Below are 18,082 nucleotides of genomic sequence, written 5' to 3' on the forward strand. Positions count from 1 at the left end.
CGGGGATCAGACGGTACCGTATTTTTTGGCAATATTTCCACCAATTCTTCACTCTTGTTTGTTTCTGCACCAAGTGATTTTGGAGTCAGAAAGCAAACGAAAACGCCGCGGGCAAAAGCTGCCCCTGCGCGGCGTTTCTCTATGTTTTCCAGCAGAATCAGAATTCCTCGTAGACGCTGGGGTCCTGATTGGCGGTTCGGCCGTCCGGGCGGCTGAGCGCGCAGATTTTCTGCATCTCCTCCTCAGAAAGGACAAAATCGAACACCTCGAGATTCTCTTTCTGGCGAGCGGGGTCGGACGATTTGGGAATCGGCAGCACACCGAGCTGAACATGCCAGCGCAGGATGATCTGCGAAATGCTCTTGCCGTGCGCTTTTGCGATTTCTCCGATTACCGGGTCCTGCAAAACGCTGTTCGCGCGCCCGAGGGGACTCCACGCTTCATCCACAATGCCGTGGGCCGCGTCCCATTTGCGCTGCTCCTCCTGATTGAAATAGGGATGCAGCTCGATCTGATTGATGCTGGGCGTGACGCCCGTTTCCCTGGTCAGACGCTCCAGATGCTCCGGCAGGAAATTGCACACGCCGATCGAACGGATCATGCCGCGCTTTTTTGCCTCGATCATTGCCTGCCAGGCTTCTACGTACCAACCGGTTTTCGGGTTCGGCCAGTGAATCAGGTAGATGTCGTAATAATCGAGGCCCCCGCGGTAAAGCGATTCCTCAATGGTCAGCAGAGCTTCCCTGTATTTCTGGTGACGACCGGGGAGCTTTGAGGTAACGATCAGCTCACTTCTCGGCACACAGCTGGTTCTGGCCGCCTCGCCTACAGCACCTTCATTTTCATAGTTAAACGCGGAATCCAGCAGACGGTAACCAATCTCCACCGCGTGCTGAATCGCCTTTACTCCTTCCCTTCCGTTGAGCCTGTAGGTACCAAGGCCAATGGGCGGGAGCTTCAGACCGTCGTTGAGGATAAACTCTTTTGCTTTCATAACAGACACCTCCTGATTTGTTTGTCTCCCTGTTGGGAGCCACATCCATTTTTCATTCAGTATAATAACGCAAAAACCGTTTGTCAACGGGCAAACACAACGGAATGAGCGATGAAAAATAAAGCTTTGCCTATATAGAAACGCAGTAAAAATGGCGGGGCTCGCATACCTTATTTCCCATTTATTTGAAATTTCCTTTCCATTTTTCTGAAAAAATGTTATAAATAATATGATCAGGTCAAAGGGTGCCTGCGTCCGATTATAATCAAAAAAGCTTCATTCCATCAAAATGATTGACGAGCGCAGGCTCTTTTTCATACGGCTTTTGGCCGTACATAACACCATCACAGCAAAAGGAGGTCTTTGATTGCAGCAGAATCACAGCCGCTACATTTACTTGCTTTCGGCGGGGCACCTGTTTACCGACATGAACCAGGGGGCACTCCCGGCGATTCTCCCGTTTTTAATTGCGGCTTACCATTTTAACTATGCACAGGTTGCAACGCTCGTGCTGGCTTCCACCGTAGTTTCGTCCATAATACAGCCGGTGTTCGGGAACCTTGCCGACAAAACGCCCCGGCCGTGGATGATGGCGATCGGCGTGCTGCTGGCCGGCACAGGTATGGCGGCGGCCGGTTTTCTCTCCGACTTTCGGCTTTTGTTCCTATCGATTATGATCAGCGGAATCGGCGTTGCGGCGTTTCACCCGGAAGGCGCCCGAATGGCGAATAAAGTCTCCGGCGACAAAAAGGGGACGGGCGTCAGCATCTTTTCGTTCGGCGGCAACGCGGGCTTCGCCGTGGGGCCGATTCTGGCCACGGCGTCCATCTCGCTGTTCGGGCTCAGGGGAACGGCGGTTCTTGCGGTTCCCTGTGTGCTGATGGCGATCACGATTTTATCGCAGATCAGGAAAATGGACCAGGCCCCGCCGGAACAGAGCCGCTCGGAAATGATTCCCGAAAAACCGGCAGAGCCGGACAGGTGGGTTCCCTTTACCCTGCTCAGTCTGCTGCTGTTTGGCCGTTCCATCGTGTTCTGCGGGCTGAACACGTTCCTTCCGCTCTTTTTTATTCAGGTGCTGCAGCAGTCCGAATCCACAGGCAGCGCCCTGCTGAGCTTCTACTTTGCAATCGGAGCCGCCAGCACGCTGATCGGCGGCAGACTGGGCGACCGGTTCGGCTTTGTGCGGATCACCCGCATCGGCTTTACCCTTTTCCTGCCGGTGATGGCGGCTCTGGCGATCACCAGAACCCTTGTGCCGGCGGTTCTGCTCCTGATTCCGGTGGCATTCGCGCTGTATTCCCCCAGCAGCCTGACGGTGGTACTGGGGCAGAAATATCTGCCGAACCGCATGGGGCTGGCGTCTGGGATCACTTTGGGCCTTTCGGTCAGCATCGGCGGAATGATGGCGCCCCTTTTGGGGAATTTGGCCGATAATTTCGGCCTGATGGCGGCAATTTATGCCATCACCGCGATTTCCATTATACCGGCGGTGATGTCGTACACTTTGTCGAACGAGGATAAAAGGGAGAAAGCTGTGCAGAATTCGCATTCCTTAAAGAACTGATTGCGGGAGCAATCGGCGGCGGAAAGATTTAGAGAACATTCCCTTCAGACAGTAAAACAAACGCCCCGCAGCGGCTTTGCAGGCCGAATCGGGGCGTTTGCTTGTATTTTATGATAAGTTCTAATATATCATTTTATATAAATTCCAGTTGTAACTCGAAAAACAGACTGCTTTCAGGCACATGGGGAACCGTGCGATTAAACCTAATGCGGTTCAGTTCAAACGGCTGATCGCCGCTTTCATCTGCCTTACATACTCCGCCGCGACCGAAGCGGCTTCCCGCCCATATTGCCCGACAATTCTGACGATGGCCGAGCCGACGATCACGCCGTCGGAGATCGCGGCCATTTTCTGCGCCTGCAGGGGAGTGGAGATGCCGAAGCCGATCGCGACCGGGGTGTCCGTCACCTCGCGCACCAGAGCGGTGATTTCACCGATTCCGGACGAAAGCTCCGACCGGACTCCCGTGACGCCCAGAGACGATACGCAGTACAAAAAGCCCTCGGCCTCCTTTGCAATCTGCCGTACTCTGTCGCGGGAGGTGGGCGAAACGAACGAGATGAAATCCATGCCGTACCGCCTGCACACCGGCTCAAATTCCCCCTTCTCCTCGAACGGGACATCCGGCAGAATCAGACCGTCCATCCCGATTTCGGCGGCGGCTTTGAGAAAGCGCTCGGTGCCGTAGGAGAATACCACGTTCGCGTAGGTCATGAACACCAGCGGGACGCCGACCGTCTTGCGCACACGGCGCACCATCTGAAAGACGTCGTCCGTCGTCACGCCGTTTGACAGCGCGCGCAGGTTCGCCGCCTGAATCACGGGGCCCTCCGCCGTCGGGTCGGAGAAGGGAATCCCCAGCTCGATCACATCCGCGCCCGCTTCGGCGATGGACTGAATCAGCCGCTCCGTTGTTTCCAAATCCGGGTCGCCGCAGGTGAGAAACGCCACGAAGGCCTTTTCGCCTGAAAACGCTTCTTTTAGTCTGCTCATTCGCTCAGCTCCTCTCCTCTGTACCGCGCGATGGCCGCACAGTCCTTATCACCGCGGCCCGAAAGATTGACGACGATGATCTGATCCTTCGCCATCGCCGGCGCGAGCTTCATCGCATACGCGACGGCGTGCGCGCTTTCAATGGCGGGGATGACCCCCTCCGTTCGCGAGAGATACTCGAACGCCTCCACGGCCTCGTCGTCGGTAATTGACACGTATTCCGCGCGGCCAATGTCGTGCAGGTGTGCATGCTCCGGCCCAATACCCGGGTAATCGAGCCCGGCGGAAATCGAATAGACCGGCGCGATCTGTCCGTATTCATCCTGGCAGAAATACGATTTCATCCCGTGGAAAATTCCGAGCTTTCCGGTGGCGATCGTGGCCGCCGTTTCAAAGGAATCCACACCGCGCCCGGCGGCCTCGCAGCCGATCAGCCGCACGGAGGAATCCCCGATAAAGTGGTAAAACGCGCCGATTGCGTTGGAGCCGCCGCCCACACAGGCCAAAACCGCATCCGGCAGACGCCCCTCCTTTTGCAGAAGCTGCGCCTTGATCTCTTTGGAAATTACCGCCTGAAAATCGCGCACGATCGTGGGGAACGGGTGCGGGCCCATCACAGAGCCGAGCACATAGTGCGTGTCGGCGATCCGGCCCACCCATTCGCGCATCGTTTCCGAAACGGCGTCCTTGAGCGTCGCCGTGCCGCTTGTAACAGGATTCACCTTCGCCCCGAGCAGGCGCATTTTGTACACATTCAGCGCCTGGCGCTTTGTGTCCTCTTCGCCCATGAAGATCTCGCACTCCATGCCCATCAGCGCGGCGGCGGTGGCGGTGGCCACGCCGTGCTGGCCCGCGCCCGTTTCGGCGATCACGCGCGTTTTGCCCATTTTTTTCGCCAGCAGCGCCTGCCCCAGCACATTGTTGATCTTGTGTGCTCCCGTGTGGTTCAAATCCTCGCGCTTGAGGTAAATTTTCGCGCCGCCGAGGCGCTTTGTCATATTTTCCGCAAAGTACAGCAGAGAGGGGCGACCCGCGTAATTATTGAGCAGCTCCGTCAGCTCCGCGTTGAACTGCGGGTCGTCTCTATACGCATTGTAAGCCCGCTCCAGCTCAATGACGGCGGTCATCAGCGTTTCGGGAATATATTGGCCGCCGTGAACTCCGAACCTTCCGTTTCCCATTTTGCTCACTCCTTTTGGCCGGATCGCTCCGGCCGGTTTTGTGGCTTTTCTATATTTTCCTGCCCTGCGCCGTGCGCCGCGGCGACGGCGGCGAGAATTTTCTCACGGTCTTTTTGCCTCTCCGTTTCCACGCCGGAGCTGATATCCACCGCGTACGGCGCAAAGCGCGTGATCGCCTGCGGGATGTTCTGCGGTGTCAGGCCTCCCGCCAGAACAAACGGGCGGGTGATGCCCGAAATCAGCGACCAGTCGAAGGGTTCGCCGGTGCCGTAGCCGTTGTCGAGCAAAATCAGGTCGGCTGTGCTTTGCTGTGCCGCCGTCAAATCCTCCGGCGCGCGCACGCGAAACGCCCGCCAGATCGGCACGCCGGGGAGCAGCGCCTTCAGCCCCCCGATATATTCCTCGCTTTCGTCGCCGTGCAGCTGAACAATTTGAATCACTCCCGCACGGCACAGCGATAGGATCTGCTCCCGCGGGGCGTTGACAAACACCCCCGCGACCGGTATGGAGGAATGAATCTTTTCTCTGAGCTGCGCGGCCTGCTGCATGGTTACCTTGCGGTGACTTTTTTCAAAGAACACGAAGCCCGCGTAATCCGGCATGGCCTGGTTGACGTATTCGGCGTCGCACGGGCGGAACAGCCCGCAGATTTTAATTCTCGTCATTGCGCGGCCCTCCGGAATTCCAAAAGCGCCGCGCGGCGGTTCGGCGCTCTCATCAGCGCCTCGCCCACCAGCACCGCGTCGGCACCAGCCGCTTTCAGCCGGGCGATATCCTGTGCTCCCGCAACGCCGGATTCCGCGACGAACAGGGCGCTTGACGGAATTTTCCCGCGCAGGCGGGCGGCGTTTTCAAAATCGACGGTGAAATTTTTCAGGTTGCGGTTATTTACGCCGATAAGCTTCGCCCCGGCCTGCAGCGCCGACTCGATTTCCGTTTCGTCGTGCGCCTCCGCCAGAGCGGAAAGACCCAACGCATCGCAGATTTCGAGATACCGCGCGATCGTTTTCGTATCGAGCAGCGCGCAGATGAGCAGCACTGCGTCCGCCCCCAGCACCTTGGCTTCGTAAAGCTGGTATTCGTCCACGGTAAAATCCTTGCGCAGCATGGGGGTCGAAACCGCGCCCCGGATCTCGCGAAAAATTTCATCCGACCCCAAAAACCACTTCGGCTCCGTCAGGCAGGAGATGCAGTCCGCCCCGGCGGCCTCGTAATCCCTTGCGATGGCGAGGTACGGGAATTCCTCTGAAATGATTCCCTTGGAGGGGGAGGCCTTTTTCACCTCGCAGATCAGGGACGTTCCGTCCGCCCGCAGGGCCTTTGCAAATCTCAAATCGCCCTTGGGCAGACTCAGCGCCGCCTCGCGCAATTTCCCGGGTGAAACAAGCTCTTTGGCACGCGCCACGCGCCGGGCGGCAAAGGCCGCGATTTCCTCCAGAATCATGACGCGGCCTCTTCCTTCCGGTTCGATTCCAGAACGAACTCCCGCAGCTTTTCCATCGCCCTGCCGCTGTCGATTAGCTCCGCCGCCAAGCGAACGCCCTGCGCGAGCGAGGCGGCCCTGCCCGCAACATACAGCCCCGCGCCCGCGTTGAGCAGAACTGCGTCGCGTTTTGCGCCCTTTACGCCGTTCAGTATATCGAGCGTGATCTGCGCGTTCTCCTGCGGCGTACCGCCCACCAGCTCAGATTTCTCGCACGGGGTCAGGCCGAAATCCTGCGGGTGAATCACATAGGTGGTGAATTGATCTCCGTTGAATTCGCAGACAGTGGTCGGCGAGGACAGCGAAATTTCATCGAGCTTATCCTGCCCGTAGACCACCATGCCGCGCCGCACGCCCAGATTGTGCAGCACATGAGCCAGCGGCTCCACCATTTCTTCGGCGTACACGCCCAGCACCTGCAAATTCGCGTGGGCCGGGTTTGTCAGCGGGCCGAGGATGTTGAAAATGGTGCGGATGCCCAGCTCCTTGCGGACGGGGCCGACGTATTTCATGGAAGAATGGTACGCCTGCGCGAATAAAAAGCAAATGCCGACGCTTTGCAGCAGTGAAACGCACCGCTCGGGCGAAAGGCTGATGTTAACCCCCAGCGCCTCCAGGCAGTCCGCCGCGCCGCTGCGGGAGGACGCCGCGCGGTTGCCGTGCTTTGCCACCCGAACCCCGCCCGCCGCGATGACGAGGGAGGAGGTGGTGGAAATGTTGAAGGAATTCGAGCCGTCCCCGCCGGTGCCGACGATCTCGAGCAGGTCATCCGCGTACTCCACGGGCAAAGCGCGCGCGCGCATCCCGGCGGCGCAGGCGGTGATTTCCTCAATGGTTTCACCCTTGGCGGAGAGCGCCGCGAGGAACGCCGCGGTCTGCACCGGCGACGTGCCGCCGCTCATGATTTCATCCATGACGGCCAAAGCCTCGCCATAGGTCAGGTCTTTTCGGTCGATCAGCTTCGAGGTTGCTTCTTTAATCATGACAAACGCTCCTTTCACAGCGCAAGAAAATTCCGGATGATCTGCATGCCATTTTCAGTCAGAATGGATTCCGGGTGAAACTGTACTCCGTAAATCGGGAACTCACGGTGCATCACGGCCATTATTTCGCCGTCGTCGGTTTCGGCGGTAACGGCGAGGCACTCGGGCATGGTATCGTGCAGTGCGGCAAGCGAGTGGTAGCGCGCCGCTTTGATCTGTTTGGGAAGCCCCGAAAACAGCGGGCAATTTTCAGCGAGCGTCACCACTGACTGCTTGCCGTGCATCAGCTGCTTTGCGTGGGAGACCGTGGCCCCGTACGCCTCGCAGATCGCCTGATGCCCCAGGCACACGCCGAGCAGCGGGGTGCTTTGCCCGAGCTCCTTCGCGGCGGCGACGCAGATGCCGGCGTCCCCCGGGTAGCCCGGCCCCGGCGAGAGGATGATGTGCGAGGGGGCAAGCTCCCTCACCTCCGCCACCGAAAGCTCGTCGTTGCGCACAACGCGGATGTCGGGGTTATTCGTACCGACAAACTGGTATAGGTTATACGAAAAGCTGTCGTAGTTATCAATCAGCAGAATCATGCTCCAGCCCTCCCTGTGCGGCCTCCAGCGCGCCGACGACGGCCCGGGCCTTTTGAATGCATTCCCGGTACTCGTTCTCCGGCACGCTGTCGGCTACGATTCCGGCACCGGAGCGGACGAACACCTTGCCCTTCTTTTTGTAGGCGATGCGGATTGCAATGCAGGTGTCGAGATTCCCGGTAAAATCGAGGTAACCGATGGCCCCGCCGTAAATGCCGCGCTTGTTGTTCTCCAGCTCGTTGATGATCTCGCAGGCGCGGATTTTGGGCGCGCCGGACAGTGTGCCCGCGGGCAGGATCGAATCGATCGCGTCCGCCGCGTCGCGGTCTTTTCGGAGCGTTCCGCGCACGGTGGAGCCGATGTGCATCACGTGGGAAAAGCGTTCGATCCCCATGTACTGCTCCACCTGCACGCTGCCAAACTCGCTGATTCTGCCGATGTCGTTGCGCCCCAGATCGACCAGCATGTTGTGCTCGGCGCATTCCTTTTCATCCGCGAGAAGCTCCCGCTCCAGCCGTTTGTCCTCCTCCTCCGTTTTGCCGCGCGGGCGGGTGCCGGCCAGCGGGAAGGTGTGCAGCACGCCGTTTTGCAGGCGCACCAGCGTTTCGGGAGAGGCGCCGGCGAACTCGATATCGTCGCTCGAAAAATAGAACATATACGGCGAGGGGTTCACCGTGCGCAGAACGCGGTAGGTGTCGAGCAGGCTGCCCTCAAAGTCCGCTTCGAGCCGGTTTGAGAGCACCACCTGAAAAATGTCCCCTTCGCGGATGTACTCCTTCGCCCGCTCGACCATGGCGCAGTAGGCGGGCTCGTCGAACAGCGCGCGCACCGGCGAGGTCATGCGCCCGGGGGCCTCCTGCTTTGGCGCGCCGGTTAAAAGAAGCTCGCGAAGATTTTTCAGTTCCATCTCTGCCCGGCGGTACTCCGTTTCCATATGGTCGCACCGCGCGTTCACGATTAAAATGATCTTCTGCTGGAAGTGGTCGAACGCGATCACCTTGTCGAACAGCATCAAATCCACATCCTGAAAGCCCTCTTGGTCATCCGCATTCAGAACCAGTGACGGTTCAGCATACTTGATGTAATCGTAGGAGAAATACCCGACGAGCCCGCCGGTGAAGGGCGGCAGGTTTTCCATGCGCGGGCTGCGGTTATCCGTGAGTACCTGCCGGATGATCTCTTTGGGGTGCTTTGTCTCCATTGTGATGGAGGAACCGGCCCGCAGGGTGAGCACGCCGTCTGTGCAGGTCAGCTCCAGCGCGGGGTCGAACCCCAGGAACGTGTACCGGCCCCAAACGCGGCTGCTCTCCGCCGATTCGAGCAGGTAGCAGTGGCTGCTGACGTTTTTCAGCTTTCGCAGCGCTTCGATCGGGGTGATCCGGTCGGCATACAGCTCGCAGCTGATCGGGATGACTTTGAAATCGCCCGTCTGCGACAGCCGTTTCGCCTCTGAAAACGCGGGATTTGCCATGTTTCATCATGCCTTTCTGTCAGAATTTTCCGCCAGAGACGACAAAAAAGCCCGCCCCTGACAATTACTTTGTCAAGGACGAGCTGAAAGGCTCGCGGTGCCACCCTGATTCACGGTACAACGACCGTGCGCTTAGCGGGATACCAACATATCCCCGGCAACTAACGCATGCCTTCTCGTCGCAGAATACTCGGGTTCCCCCTTTGACTGCGCCCTCTGCGGTCCATTTGATGACTTGTTTTCTACCCGACTCTCAGCATCGCGGGCTCTCTGTAAGAGCATGATCACCGTTATCTCCGCATCAACGGTTTGGTTATCAAATTTTCACTTAACTTACCACAAAAATTCGGCCCTGTCAATAGTCCGTTTTACAGAAGAATAAAGATTTCTCTTTGGAACACAATATGCAAAACCCCGCTTTTTGCTCCGCGGGCGGTGTTTCGCCAACGCATTGACCAATCCGCGACAGAATCTGCGATCGATTCCCTGCAACTTTCACAAAGAAAACGAAAAACGGAAAAACACCAAATGCGGCGCATGAAAAAGCTAAAAATTTTGCGCAGCCTGCTGCCGCAGCTCCTTTTCTTTGATGCAGGCGATATATTCTTTTCCCCATACGCCCACGGCGTCCAGAACCGGCTCAAAATCCCGGCCGAGCTGGCTGAGCGAGTACTCTACCTTCGGCGGAATCTGGTCGTACACCGTGCGCTCGATCAGGCCGTTTTCCAGCATCATGCGAAGCTGCTTGGTCAGCGTGGCCTGCGTCAGGCGCGGCAGCGAGCGCTGCAGCTCGTTAAAGCGCATCGTTTTCATGCTCAGATGGTATAAAATCAGCAGCGTCCATTTCCCCGTAAGCAGCTTTTGCGCCGTCACATAAGGACAGATGCCAAATAAATCCTCGTCCATTTTATCAAGGCCCCCTTTCAGTATCCAGAAAGATACTTACAATACAAAATAATCGTACTTGAATTTTGTTTTGTACTATGCTTCAATAGTAGCAGGAAAGAAATCATAAGTCAATCATAAAGAAAACGGAGGCATGACTCATGCAGGAAGTATGCGAATTTTTGAAACAATGCGGCACGTATTATCTGGCTACCACCGAGGGCGACCAGCCGCGCGTGCGGCCTTTTGGCACGGCGGAGATTTTTGAGGGCAAGCTGTACATTCAGACCGGCAAGGTAAAGAATGTGTACCGCCAGATGAAAGAAAACCCAAAAATTGAAATCAGCGGCATGGCGGGCGGAAAATGGATTCGCCTTGCAGCGACCGCGGTTGAGGACGACCGCGCACAGGCAAGGCAGCACATGCTGGATGCATACCCCTCCCTGAAAAAAATGTACAGTGCCGACGACGGCAATACAGTGGTTTTCTACCTGGAAAACGCCACAGCCACCATTTGCTCCTTTACCGAGGAGCCGAAAGTGATTCAGTTCTAAGCGTTGTCTTTATCGTTCAATCAAAAACGGCGGGCCAAATTGAATTGGCCTGCCGTTTTTTGATTGGAACAATCCGGTAATCCTAAGCACAAGCCCGCTTGCCCGGTGCGAAAGCAGTACCGCCCCGCAGCCCCGGCCCTGCCTGTATCGACCCGCGGAACCCCCTCCTCTTTCCGTATTATTTCGACAAATTAGAATTCGTTTTGGGGCGTAGGTTCTATCACTTTTTCTCTTGACGCAGGATTCGATTTTGAATATAATGTTGTAGACACAACAGTTTTATGTCAAACAATTCACTTTGGAAAGGATATGCCCGATGAATCAAATGAAGGTCGGCAGGGAGCTTCGTTCCCTGAACAACATGATCCGGCGTTATTTTGAATTTTCATCTCACCGGAAGGAAATTGAAACCATTACCGGCAATAACGGCTGGATCATCAGCTTTGTCGCAGAACGGGCCGGCCGAGACATCTACCAGAAAGACATTGAGGACTATTTCACCATTACCCGTTCCACCGCTTCCCGGGTGCTGAGCCTGATGGAGCAAAAGGGGCTGATTGAGCGGCAGGCCGTTGCGCAGGACGCACGCCTGAAAAAAATTGTGCTGACCCCAAAGGCGCTGGAAATTCGGGGACTGATGCTGGAGGATGCCAAAAAAATGGAGGCTACCCTCATCCAGGGCTTTACGGAGGAGGAAATCGAAACGCTGCTCTCATATCTGGAACGAATGAAAACCAACATAACCAATCTGCAGGAGGAGCAATAACAATCCATGATCAAAACACTTCTGTCCAGCGTGCGGGAATATAAAAAGGAATCAATTCTCGCACCGATATACGTTACCTTGGAATCCATCCTCGAAATCGTGATTCCGACCATCATGGCGTTTTTGATCGACAACGGAATCAACAAAAGGGATATGTCCTATGTGATCATAATGGGCCTTGTTCTGGTTTTGGCCGCGGCGGTTTCGCTGATTACGGGCATTCTGGCCGGGCGCAGCGCGGCCGTGGCCTCGGCGGGCTTTGCCAGAAACCTGCGCCATGATATGTTTTACAATGTGCAGAACTTTTCGTTTTCCAACATCGACAAGTTTTCTACCGCGAGCATCATCACCCGCCTGACCACCGATGTGAACAACGTGCAGAACGCGTTCCAGATGCTGGTGCGCCTGGCCGTGCGCGCACCCATGATGATCGTGTTCGCGCTCGTGTTCTCCTTCCGGATCGATGCGCGGCTGTCGCTGATCTTCCTTGCGACCATCCCGGTGCTCGGTTTGGGCACGTACCTGATCATGTCGCGCGTTCATCCGATTTTTGTGCGGGTGTTCCGCACCTATGACAAGCTCAACAACATCGTGCAGGAAAACCTGCACGGCATCCGCGTGGTCAAGTCCTATATCCGCGAGGATTTTGAAGAGAAGAAGTTCGCAGACGTTTCGCAAACGATTTTTAACGACTTTACCGTCGCGGAAAAGCGGCTGGCCTTTACCATGCCGCTGATGCAGTTGTGTCTTTACGGCAGCATGCTGCTGCTTTCGTGGTTCGGCGCAAGGGAAATCATCGCCAGCGGAAACAACGCGGTGATCGGCCTTTCCACCGGCGAGCTGACCAGCCTGATTACCTACGCCATGCAGATTTTGATGAGCCTGATGATGCTCTCGATGGTATTCGTCATGATCATCATTTCCCGCGCGTCCGCAGAGCGCATCGTGGAAGTCATAACGGAGGAAAGCGATCTGAAAAATCCGGAAAACCCTGTCACCTCGGTGCCGAACGGCTCCGTTACCTTTGAGAACGTCACCTTCTCTTATGCGCGGCAGACCGATAAGCCGGTACTCGACGACATCACGTTTTCCATCGCGTCCGGCCAAACCGTCGGCATCATCGGCGGAACGGGTTCGTCCAAATCGAGCCTGGTGCAGCTGATTCCCCGCCTGTACGACCCGGTAAGCGGCATCGTAACCGTCGGCGGAACCGACGTAAAAGAGTACGACCTGGAAGCACTGCGCAAAGAGGTGGCCATGGTGCTGCAAAAGAACGTGCTGTTCTCCGGCACGATCAAAGAAAACCTGCGCTGGGGCAACGAAAACGCCACGGACGAGGAAATCATCCGCGCCTGTCAGCTCGCGCAGGCCGACGGCTTTATCCGCGAGTTCCCGGACGGATACGACACGCATATTGAGCAGGGCGGCTCGAACGTTTCCGGCGGTCAGCGCCAGCGCCTGTGTATTGCGCGCGCATTGCTGGGGCGGCCTAAAATTCTGATTCTGGACGACTCCACCAGCGCCGTCGACACCAAAACCGACAGCCTGATCCGCCAGGCGTTCCGGGAGAATATCCCGAACACCACCAAAATCATCATCGCGCAGCGCGTTTCCTCCGTGCAGGACGCGGATAAGATCATCGTGTTGGACGACGGCCGCATCAACGCGATCGGCACGCACGAACAGCTGCTCGAAACCTGCGCGATTTACCGCGAGGTTTATGAATCTCAGAACAAGGGGGGAACCCTTCATGAATAACCAATCCGCCGCCAAAGCAGGCAGAAGGCCGGCCGGGCACCCGCCGATGCAGCGCTTTAAGCCCGGCACCATCAAGCGCCTGCTCTCTTATATGTCGGAATACCGGTTTCGGCTGATTCTCGTCGGCATCTGCATTCTGATCAGCGCCGCCGCCAGTGCGGCCTCCGCGCTGTTTTTGCAGACTTTGATCGACCAATATATTGTTCCGCTGCTGGGGCAGGCCAACCCGGACTTTTCCGGCCTGTTCCGCGCGGTGCTCTCCATTGGCTGCGTGTATCTGATCGGCATCTGTTCCACCCTGTTCTATAACTGGGTGATGGTCGTTGTGGAGCAGGGCACGCTGAAAAAAATCCGCGACAGCATGTTTACCCACATGCAGAGCCTGCCAATCCGCTATTTCGACACTCACTCCTTCGGCGATGTGATGAGCCGCTACACAAACGACACCGACACGCTGCGCCAGGCGATTTCGCAGAGCTTTCCGCAGATGCTTTCTTCCGTCGTTTCGGTCGCCGCAGCGTTTTTCTCCATGCTGTACCTCAGCGTGGGCCTCACCGCGTTTGTCGCCGCGTTCGCCGTTGTTCTGCTCAAGGTGATCAAAACTCTGGTCGGGCGCAGCGGTACGTTCTTTGTCAAGCAGCAACAGGCGCTGGGCAACGTGAACGGCTACATTGAAGAAATGATCAACGGACAGAAGGTCGTCAAGGTATTCTGCCACGAGGACAAGGCGAAAGAGGAATTCGACCTGAAAAACGACGAGCTGCGCTACTGTGCAACCGAAGCGAACAAATACGGCAATATCACCATGCCCGTGGTGGGCAACATGGGCTACATGCTCTATGTGCTGCTGGCGGTAATCGGCGGCGCGGCGGGAATCGCAGGCCTGCCGAACCTGAGCCTGACCGGGATGAACGTGCTCACAATCGGCACCATCGTATCGTTTCTGACCCTTTCCCGCAGCTTTATCAACCCCATCGGCCAGATCTCGATGCAGTTCAACATGGTCATTATGGCGCTGGCCGGCGCCTCCCGCATTTTTGAGCTGATGGACGAGGAAAGCGAGCAGGACGACGGGTATGTTACGCTTGTGAATGCCTGCGTCACCGACGGAGAGGTGACCGAATGCAGCGAGCGCACCGAAATGTGGGCCTGGAAATATCCGCACAGCGACGGCAGCATCACCTACACACCTCTGCACGGCGATATCCGCTTTTATGATGTGGATTTTGAATACGAAGAGGGCAAGCCGGTGCTGCACAACATCACCCTGTACGCGGAGCCCGGCCAGAAGGTGGCGTTTGTTGGAGCGACCGGCGCCGGGAAAACGACGATCACGAACCTCATCAACCGCTTTTACGATATTGCCGACGGAAAAATCCGGTATGACGGCATCAACATCAACAAGATTAAAAAGGCGGATCTGCGCCGCTCTCTCGGCATTGTTCTGCAGGACGTCAACCTGTTTACCGGAACCGTGATGGAGAATATCCGTTACGGCAAGCTCGATGCGACGGATGAGGAATGCATCGCAGCCGCGAAGCTCGCGAACGCAGACGGCTTTATCCGGATGCTGCCGAAGGGCTACCAAACCGTGCTGGAAAGCGACGGCAGCGGCCTTTCGCAGGGGCAACGGCAGCTGATCTCGATTGCGCGCGCCGCGGTGGCCGACCCGCCCGTGATGATTCTGGACGAAGCGACCTCCTCCATCGACACCCGAACCGAGGCCATTGTGCAGAAGGGCATGGACGCTCTGATGAAGGGCCGCACGGTGTTCGTGATCGCCCACCGTCTCTCCACCGTTCAGAACGCCGACGTGATCATGGTTCTGGAGCACGGCCGCATCATTGAGCGTGGCAGCCACGACCAGCTGATCGCCGAGCGCGGCAAGTATTATCAGCTTTACACCGGCGCGTTTGAGCTGGAATAAAGGATAAACACGAATAAAAAACGCAGGGCCTCTTTCTTCTCAAAGAGCCCTGCGCTTTATTTTTGGGATTGGAATCGTCGTTTTACAGGTGCCGCAGATACCAGCTCAGCAGGCAGCCCGCAGCGAGCACAAAAAAGGAAACGACCAGAACCGTGACATATGTTTTGCGCCAGAGCACCAGATAGGCGATCCATTCCCGAATAAAGGCATTGAGCGCAAAATACAGCTTTGTGCGCGAACCGCGCCCATCGCAGGGGATTCCCAAATGCTTGGCCAAAAGCAGCGCGCGGAACACATGGTAGCGGTTTGTGACCACCAGCAGGTTGCCGGTATCGCCCTGTGCGTCCCGCTGAATCAACCGGTAAGAAAGCTGCAGGTTTTCTCTGGTGTTTACCGACTGAGCCTCCACCAGAATATCCTCCTCCGGAACGCCTTTCTCAACGGCGTAGCGCTTCATCGCCTCTCCCTCCGGGAGTGCCTCGCCGCTCCCCTTTCCTCCGGAAAACACCAGCCGTGCTCCGGGATTCTGGCGGTACGCCTCCATCCCCTTCTGAATCCGGCCCGCCAGAAGCGGCGTTACCTCGGCGCCGTTCATCAGCCCGCAGCCCAGCACAATGATATACCGGTATCTTTTCCGGCGGTTTCGGAGCAAATTCAAAAAGCTGCTGACCGTATACAGCGCGAAAATCGAAAGAGTAATGAAAAATACGAACGAAAGATACGCGTACAGAAAATTCCACAGATCATTCTTTTTCATATCGCTCAGCATGGGCCAACCCACCAGATATGCAATATAGCACACCCCAAACCCGAGCGAAAGCAGATGCGAAAGAGAAAAGCCCTCCCTGCGAATCAGCTGAATGCCGGAAATCAGCAAAGTGGTAATCAGCGCGAACGGGAACAGCAAAACCGCCGCAAAAAACGCAACCACGCCCACTACAAGCACGCCTTGCGCCAACGGGTTCTCCCAGATCAGCAAAATGACGGCGCACAGCCCCAATACCGGCAGCAGCGCCGCCAGAAAGGAAACTCCGAGCCAAAGGCTTCTCTTCTCCTTTCGGTACTGCCGCACAAACCATGCCGTTCCCGCAGCGGCAGCCAGCAAAATCGGGAACAGAAAAATCAGTTTGGTATTCATAAAAATCTTCCCATCCGGCGGCTCAAGGTGCACCGCCTAACCTGGAATCGCAGCGGCCAACACGGTGCGCCGCCGCGGCAAAAGTCTTAATAATACAGGATTCCCCTTCGATTTCCCATTTCACCGGCTATTCGGAAAAACGGCCGAAATGGTCGCTGCTCTGCTCGTACACATGAATGGAATCCCGCTTCTTTTTCGCCTCGTACAGCGCATCGTCCGCATTGAGGAAAAGACGCACCGCATCCATAGGAAAAGAATAGGACGCCAGACCAAAGCTGGCCGTCAGCTTGAATTCCGGGTGGCCGGGGAACAGCATTTCATCGAGCTCCGCCTGAATCTTTTTGCAGGTGTTCGCCGCTTCCGCCATACTGACGCCGCAGAACAGCAGGCAGAATTCATCCCCGCCGTAGCGAAACGGCGTGGAGGGCCCGCAGTTTTCGCGAAGCACCTCCGCAAAGCTGATCAGAACATTGTCGCCCACACGGTGCCCCCAGCAGTCGTTGATCTGCTTAAAATGATCAATGTCCACCACGGCCAGAATATAGTCCTTATCCCCCGTGCTGTCCTCCATATCCTTAAACGCGTTGTACAGCGCTTTGCGGTTAAAAATACCCGTCATATCATCGGTGCGCACGCTCTCCCAAAGCTGGTAGCGCTCCACCGAATTTTGAATGCTGATCTGATTGCGCTTCTTTTCAAAACGAATCGTCACCATACACACGGCCGAAAACGCCAGCAGAACAAAAAGGGCGGTTAAAATATTACACATCCGCGAGGAATCTGAAAGGGCGTTGACCTTATCCGGATCCCATTGCGTAAAAAATTCGGAAAATAAAAAGCAAAATACTCCCGCAACCGCCGTGACCGTCGTGACGCGGTAGCGGGCATAAATAATGGTAAGCATCACGGCGCCGGCAAAAGTGTAGTACATAGCCGGGAAAACGCTGTGCGCCGTATACAGAACAAACGAAATCGCGACATGCGTCAGCGACACCACATAGATCTTCTTGAGCTGCGAGATGTTTGCCGACCTCACCACCGCTGTCTCCAGCAGAATGAAAGCGAGGTTTGCCGCACTGGGCGCCACCACATACTTGCAGACATAGCGCTGCACGGAAATCGAAATCAGATCGTAATGGTACAGCAGAGCGCCCGCCGCACATTCACAGAGCATTGCAGCCACCACAAGGGCCAAAGAAATCTGGTAGTGCAGCAAAAGCCAGTCGTGATCCACCTTTGCGTATTCTTTTTTGATTTCCTCCAGATTCTGTCTTTCCTGCTTTTCTTCCTGCCCATACGGCAGAAAACGTGTTCCCACTTTGTTCCCTCCCGGCCAAGCCCTGAAACCGCACGCTCTCATCGAAACATGCGATTCAGCAGCCCGTGCTGCGTTTTTGGAAGGCTATTTTCAGATTCGGCTGCCGCCCGACGGAGCTGTGCACACTGTCTTTCCTGCGTGAATTGCCCTCACCGGTGCAAAGCCAGATTCAAAGCCCGCCCTGCGTTGTGCAGCGGCAAAAAATGCAAATTCTTCCTTTGCTAAGGGAAATAGAATCGACTTTATTATACCCATTATTTTCCAGACTTTCAACAGCAAATCAAGGTTTGCCCTTTCTTTCATCAATCTTTAAAATAAAAATCAATCAGGCGGGATGTGAGAGCACCGGCGCGTGCCGGCCTACACTCCGCACAGCTTTCGCGCTGCCTGTTCCCGAAAAAGCCGGTTGGGGGTGCTCCTTTTGAAGCACCCCCAACGGCTTTGCAATATCTCCATTTTCATACCGCGGCATCGCGCCGCTGA

16 protein-coding genes are annotated in these 18,082 nt (G+C 56.3%); 5 read left to right on the forward strand and 11 right to left on the reverse strand.

Going from position 1 to position 18,082, the window contains the following annotated elements; genetic code table 11:
* Positions 1–157 precede the first annotated feature (157 nt).
* On the reverse strand, positions 158–994 hold the full coding sequence (locus G340_RS0110465; RefSeq protein ID WP_020073606.1) for an aldo/keto reductase: 837 nt from the start codon (positions 992–994) through the stop codon (positions 158–160).
* A gap of 367 nt (positions 995–1,361) precedes the next feature.
* Here G340_RS0110465 and G340_RS0110470 point away from each other — a divergent pair, with 367 nt between their 5' ends.
* Complete coding sequence (locus G340_RS0110470) at positions 1,362–2,561, forward strand: MFS transporter (protein ID WP_020073607.1); 1,200 nt, start codon at positions 1,362–1,364, stop codon at positions 2,559–2,561.
* Positions 2,562–2,774: 213 nt separating this feature from the next.
* On the opposite strand, the gene trpA is transcribed toward G340_RS0110470, so the two are convergent.
* The 8 genes from trpA to G340_RS0110510 all read right to left on the reverse strand — a co-directional run bounded on the left by trpA (position 2,775) and on the right by G340_RS0110510 (position 10,159).
* Positions 2,775–3,554 (reverse strand): tryptophan synthase subunit alpha, encoded by a 780-nt coding sequence (gene trpA, locus G340_RS0110475; protein WP_020073608.1) that lies wholly within the window; start codon positions 3,552–3,554, stop codon positions 2,775–2,777.
* Positions 3,551–4,735, reverse strand: coding sequence for a tryptophan synthase subunit beta (gene trpB, locus G340_RS0110480; RefSeq protein ID WP_020073609.1), 1,185 nt, complete (start codon positions 4,733–4,735; stop codon positions 3,551–3,553). The genes trpA and trpB overlap by 4 nt, the downstream gene beginning before the upstream one ends.
* A 5-nt stretch (positions 4,736–4,740) precedes the next feature.
* Positions 4,741–5,400: a phosphoribosylanthranilate isomerase gene (locus G340_RS0110485; protein ID WP_020073610.1), complete on the reverse strand. Its 660-nt coding sequence runs from the start codon at positions 5,398–5,400 to the stop codon at positions 4,741–4,743.
* Complete coding sequence (gene trpC, locus G340_RS0110490) at positions 5,397–6,179, reverse strand: indole-3-glycerol phosphate synthase TrpC (protein WP_020073611.1); 783 nt, start codon at positions 6,177–6,179, stop codon at positions 5,397–5,399. Before trpC ends, G340_RS0110485 begins: the two co-directional genes overlap by 4 nt.
* On the reverse strand, positions 6,176–7,201 hold the full coding sequence (gene trpD / locus G340_RS0110495) for an anthranilate phosphoribosyltransferase (protein ID WP_020073612.1): 1,026 nt from the start codon (positions 7,199–7,201) through the stop codon (positions 6,176–6,178). The genes trpC and trpD overlap by 4 nt, the downstream gene beginning before the upstream one ends.
* A 14-nt stretch (positions 7,202–7,215) precedes the next feature.
* A complete protein-coding gene (locus G340_RS0110500; protein ID WP_020073613.1) occupies positions 7,216–7,782 on the reverse strand; it encodes an anthranilate synthase component II in 567 nt (188 codons plus the stop codon).
* The gene (trpE, locus tag G340_RS0110505; protein WP_020073614.1) at positions 7,766–9,253 is read right to left on the reverse strand and encodes an anthranilate synthase component I; all 1,488 of its coding nucleotides are present in this window, start codon (positions 9,251–9,253) and stop codon (positions 7,766–7,768) included. The genes G340_RS0110500 and trpE overlap by 17 nt, the downstream gene beginning before the upstream one ends.
* 546 nt (positions 9,254–9,799) lie before the next feature.
* On the reverse strand, positions 9,800–10,159 hold the full coding sequence (locus G340_RS0110510; RefSeq protein ID WP_020073615.1) for a winged helix-turn-helix transcriptional regulator: 360 nt from the start codon (positions 10,157–10,159) through the stop codon (positions 9,800–9,802).
* Positions 10,160–10,299: 140 nt separating this feature from the next.
* On the opposite strand from G340_RS0110510, the gene G340_RS0110515 reads away from it, so the two are divergent.
* The 4 genes from G340_RS0110515 to G340_RS0110530 all read left to right on the forward strand — a co-directional run bounded on the left by G340_RS0110515 (position 10,300) and on the right by G340_RS0110530 (position 15,143).
* Positions 10,300–10,692: a pyridoxamine 5'-phosphate oxidase family protein gene (locus G340_RS0110515; protein WP_020073616.1), complete on the forward strand. Its 393-nt coding sequence runs from the start codon at positions 10,300–10,302 to the stop codon at positions 10,690–10,692.
* A gap of 316 nt (positions 10,693–11,008) precedes the next feature.
* Entirely contained in the window at positions 11,009–11,458 is a 450-nt protein-coding gene (locus G340_RS0110520) for a MarR family winged helix-turn-helix transcriptional regulator (RefSeq protein ID WP_020073617.1), read from the forward strand.
* A 6-nt stretch (positions 11,459–11,464) separates the two neighbouring features.
* On the forward strand, positions 11,465–13,216 hold the full coding sequence (locus G340_RS0110525) for an ABC transporter ATP-binding protein (RefSeq protein ID WP_020073618.1): 1,752 nt from the start codon (positions 11,465–11,467) through the stop codon (positions 13,214–13,216).
* The gene (locus tag G340_RS0110530) at positions 13,209–15,143 is read left to right on the forward strand and encodes an ABC transporter ATP-binding protein (RefSeq protein WP_020073619.1); all 1,935 of its coding nucleotides are present in this window, start codon (positions 13,209–13,211) and stop codon (positions 15,141–15,143) included. Before G340_RS0110525 ends, G340_RS0110530 begins: the two co-directional genes overlap by 8 nt.
* An 82-nt stretch (positions 15,144–15,225) precedes the next feature.
* Here the strand turns inward: G340_RS0110530 and G340_RS0110535 are convergent, their stop codons facing one another.
* Positions 15,226–16,281 (reverse strand): YdcF family protein, encoded by a 1,056-nt coding sequence (locus tag G340_RS0110535; protein WP_020073620.1) that lies wholly within the window; start codon positions 16,279–16,281, stop codon positions 15,226–15,228.
* 127 nt (positions 16,282–16,408) lie between these two features.
* Complete coding sequence (locus tag G340_RS0110540) at positions 16,409–17,599, reverse strand: GGDEF domain-containing protein (RefSeq protein WP_020073621.1); 1,191 nt, start codon at positions 17,597–17,599, stop codon at positions 16,409–16,411.
* Positions 17,600–18,082: the final 483 nt, after the last annotated feature.

Origin of the sequence: Faecalispora sporosphaeroides DSM 1294, assembly GCA_000383295.1 — a bacterium.
GTDB lineage: Bacteria > Bacillota > Clostridia > Oscillospirales > Acutalibacteraceae > Faecalispora > Faecalispora sporosphaeroides.

Bases quoted from the DNA above. Each gene is read 5' to 3' on its own strand.
- G340_RS0110530 (WP_020073619.1), top strand. From the start codon at position 13,209: ATGAATAACCAATCCGCCGCCAAAGCAGGCAGAAGGCCGGCCGGGCAC.
- trpA (WP_020073608.1), bottom strand. From the start codon at position 3,554: ATGAGCAGACTAAAAGAAGCGTTTTCAGGCGAAAAGGCCTTCGTGGCG.
- trpB (WP_020073609.1), bottom strand. From the start codon at position 4,735: ATGGGAAACGGAAGGTTCGGAGTTCACGGCGGCCAATATATTCCCGAA.
- G340_RS0110500 (WP_020073613.1), bottom strand. From the start codon at position 7,782: ATGATTCTGCTGATTGATAACTACGACAGCTTTTCGTATAACCTATAC.
- G340_RS0110465 (WP_020073606.1), bottom strand. From the start codon at position 994: ATGAAAGCAAAAGAGTTTATCCTCAACGACGGTCTGAAGCTCCCGCCC.
- G340_RS0110535 (WP_020073620.1), bottom strand. From the start codon at position 16,281: ATGAATACCAAACTGATTTTTCTGTTCCCGATTTTGCTGGCTGCCGCT.
- G340_RS0110525 (WP_020073618.1), top strand. From the start codon at position 11,465: ATGATCAAAACACTTCTGTCCAGCGTGCGGGAATATAAAAAGGAATCA.
- G340_RS0110510 (WP_020073615.1), bottom strand. From the start codon at position 10,159: ATGGACGAGGATTTATTTGGCATCTGTCCTTATGTGACGGCGCAAAAG.
- trpD (WP_020073612.1), bottom strand. From the start codon at position 7,201: ATGATTAAAGAAGCAACCTCGAAGCTGATCGACCGAAAAGACCTGACC.
- trpE (WP_020073614.1), bottom strand. From the start codon at position 9,253: ATGGCAAATCCCGCGTTTTCAGAGGCGAAACGGCTGTCGCAGACGGGC.
- G340_RS0110485 (WP_020073610.1), bottom strand. From the start codon at position 5,400: ATGACGAGAATTAAAATCTGCGGGCTGTTCCGCCCGTGCGACGCCGAA.
- G340_RS0110520 (WP_020073617.1), top strand. From the start codon at position 11,009: ATGAATCAAATGAAGGTCGGCAGGGAGCTTCGTTCCCTGAACAACATG.
- trpC (WP_020073611.1), bottom strand. From the start codon at position 6,179: ATGATTCTGGAGGAAATCGCGGCCTTTGCCGCCCGGCGCGTGGCGCGT.
- G340_RS0110515 (WP_020073616.1), top strand. From the start codon at position 10,300: ATGCAGGAAGTATGCGAATTTTTGAAACAATGCGGCACGTATTATCTG.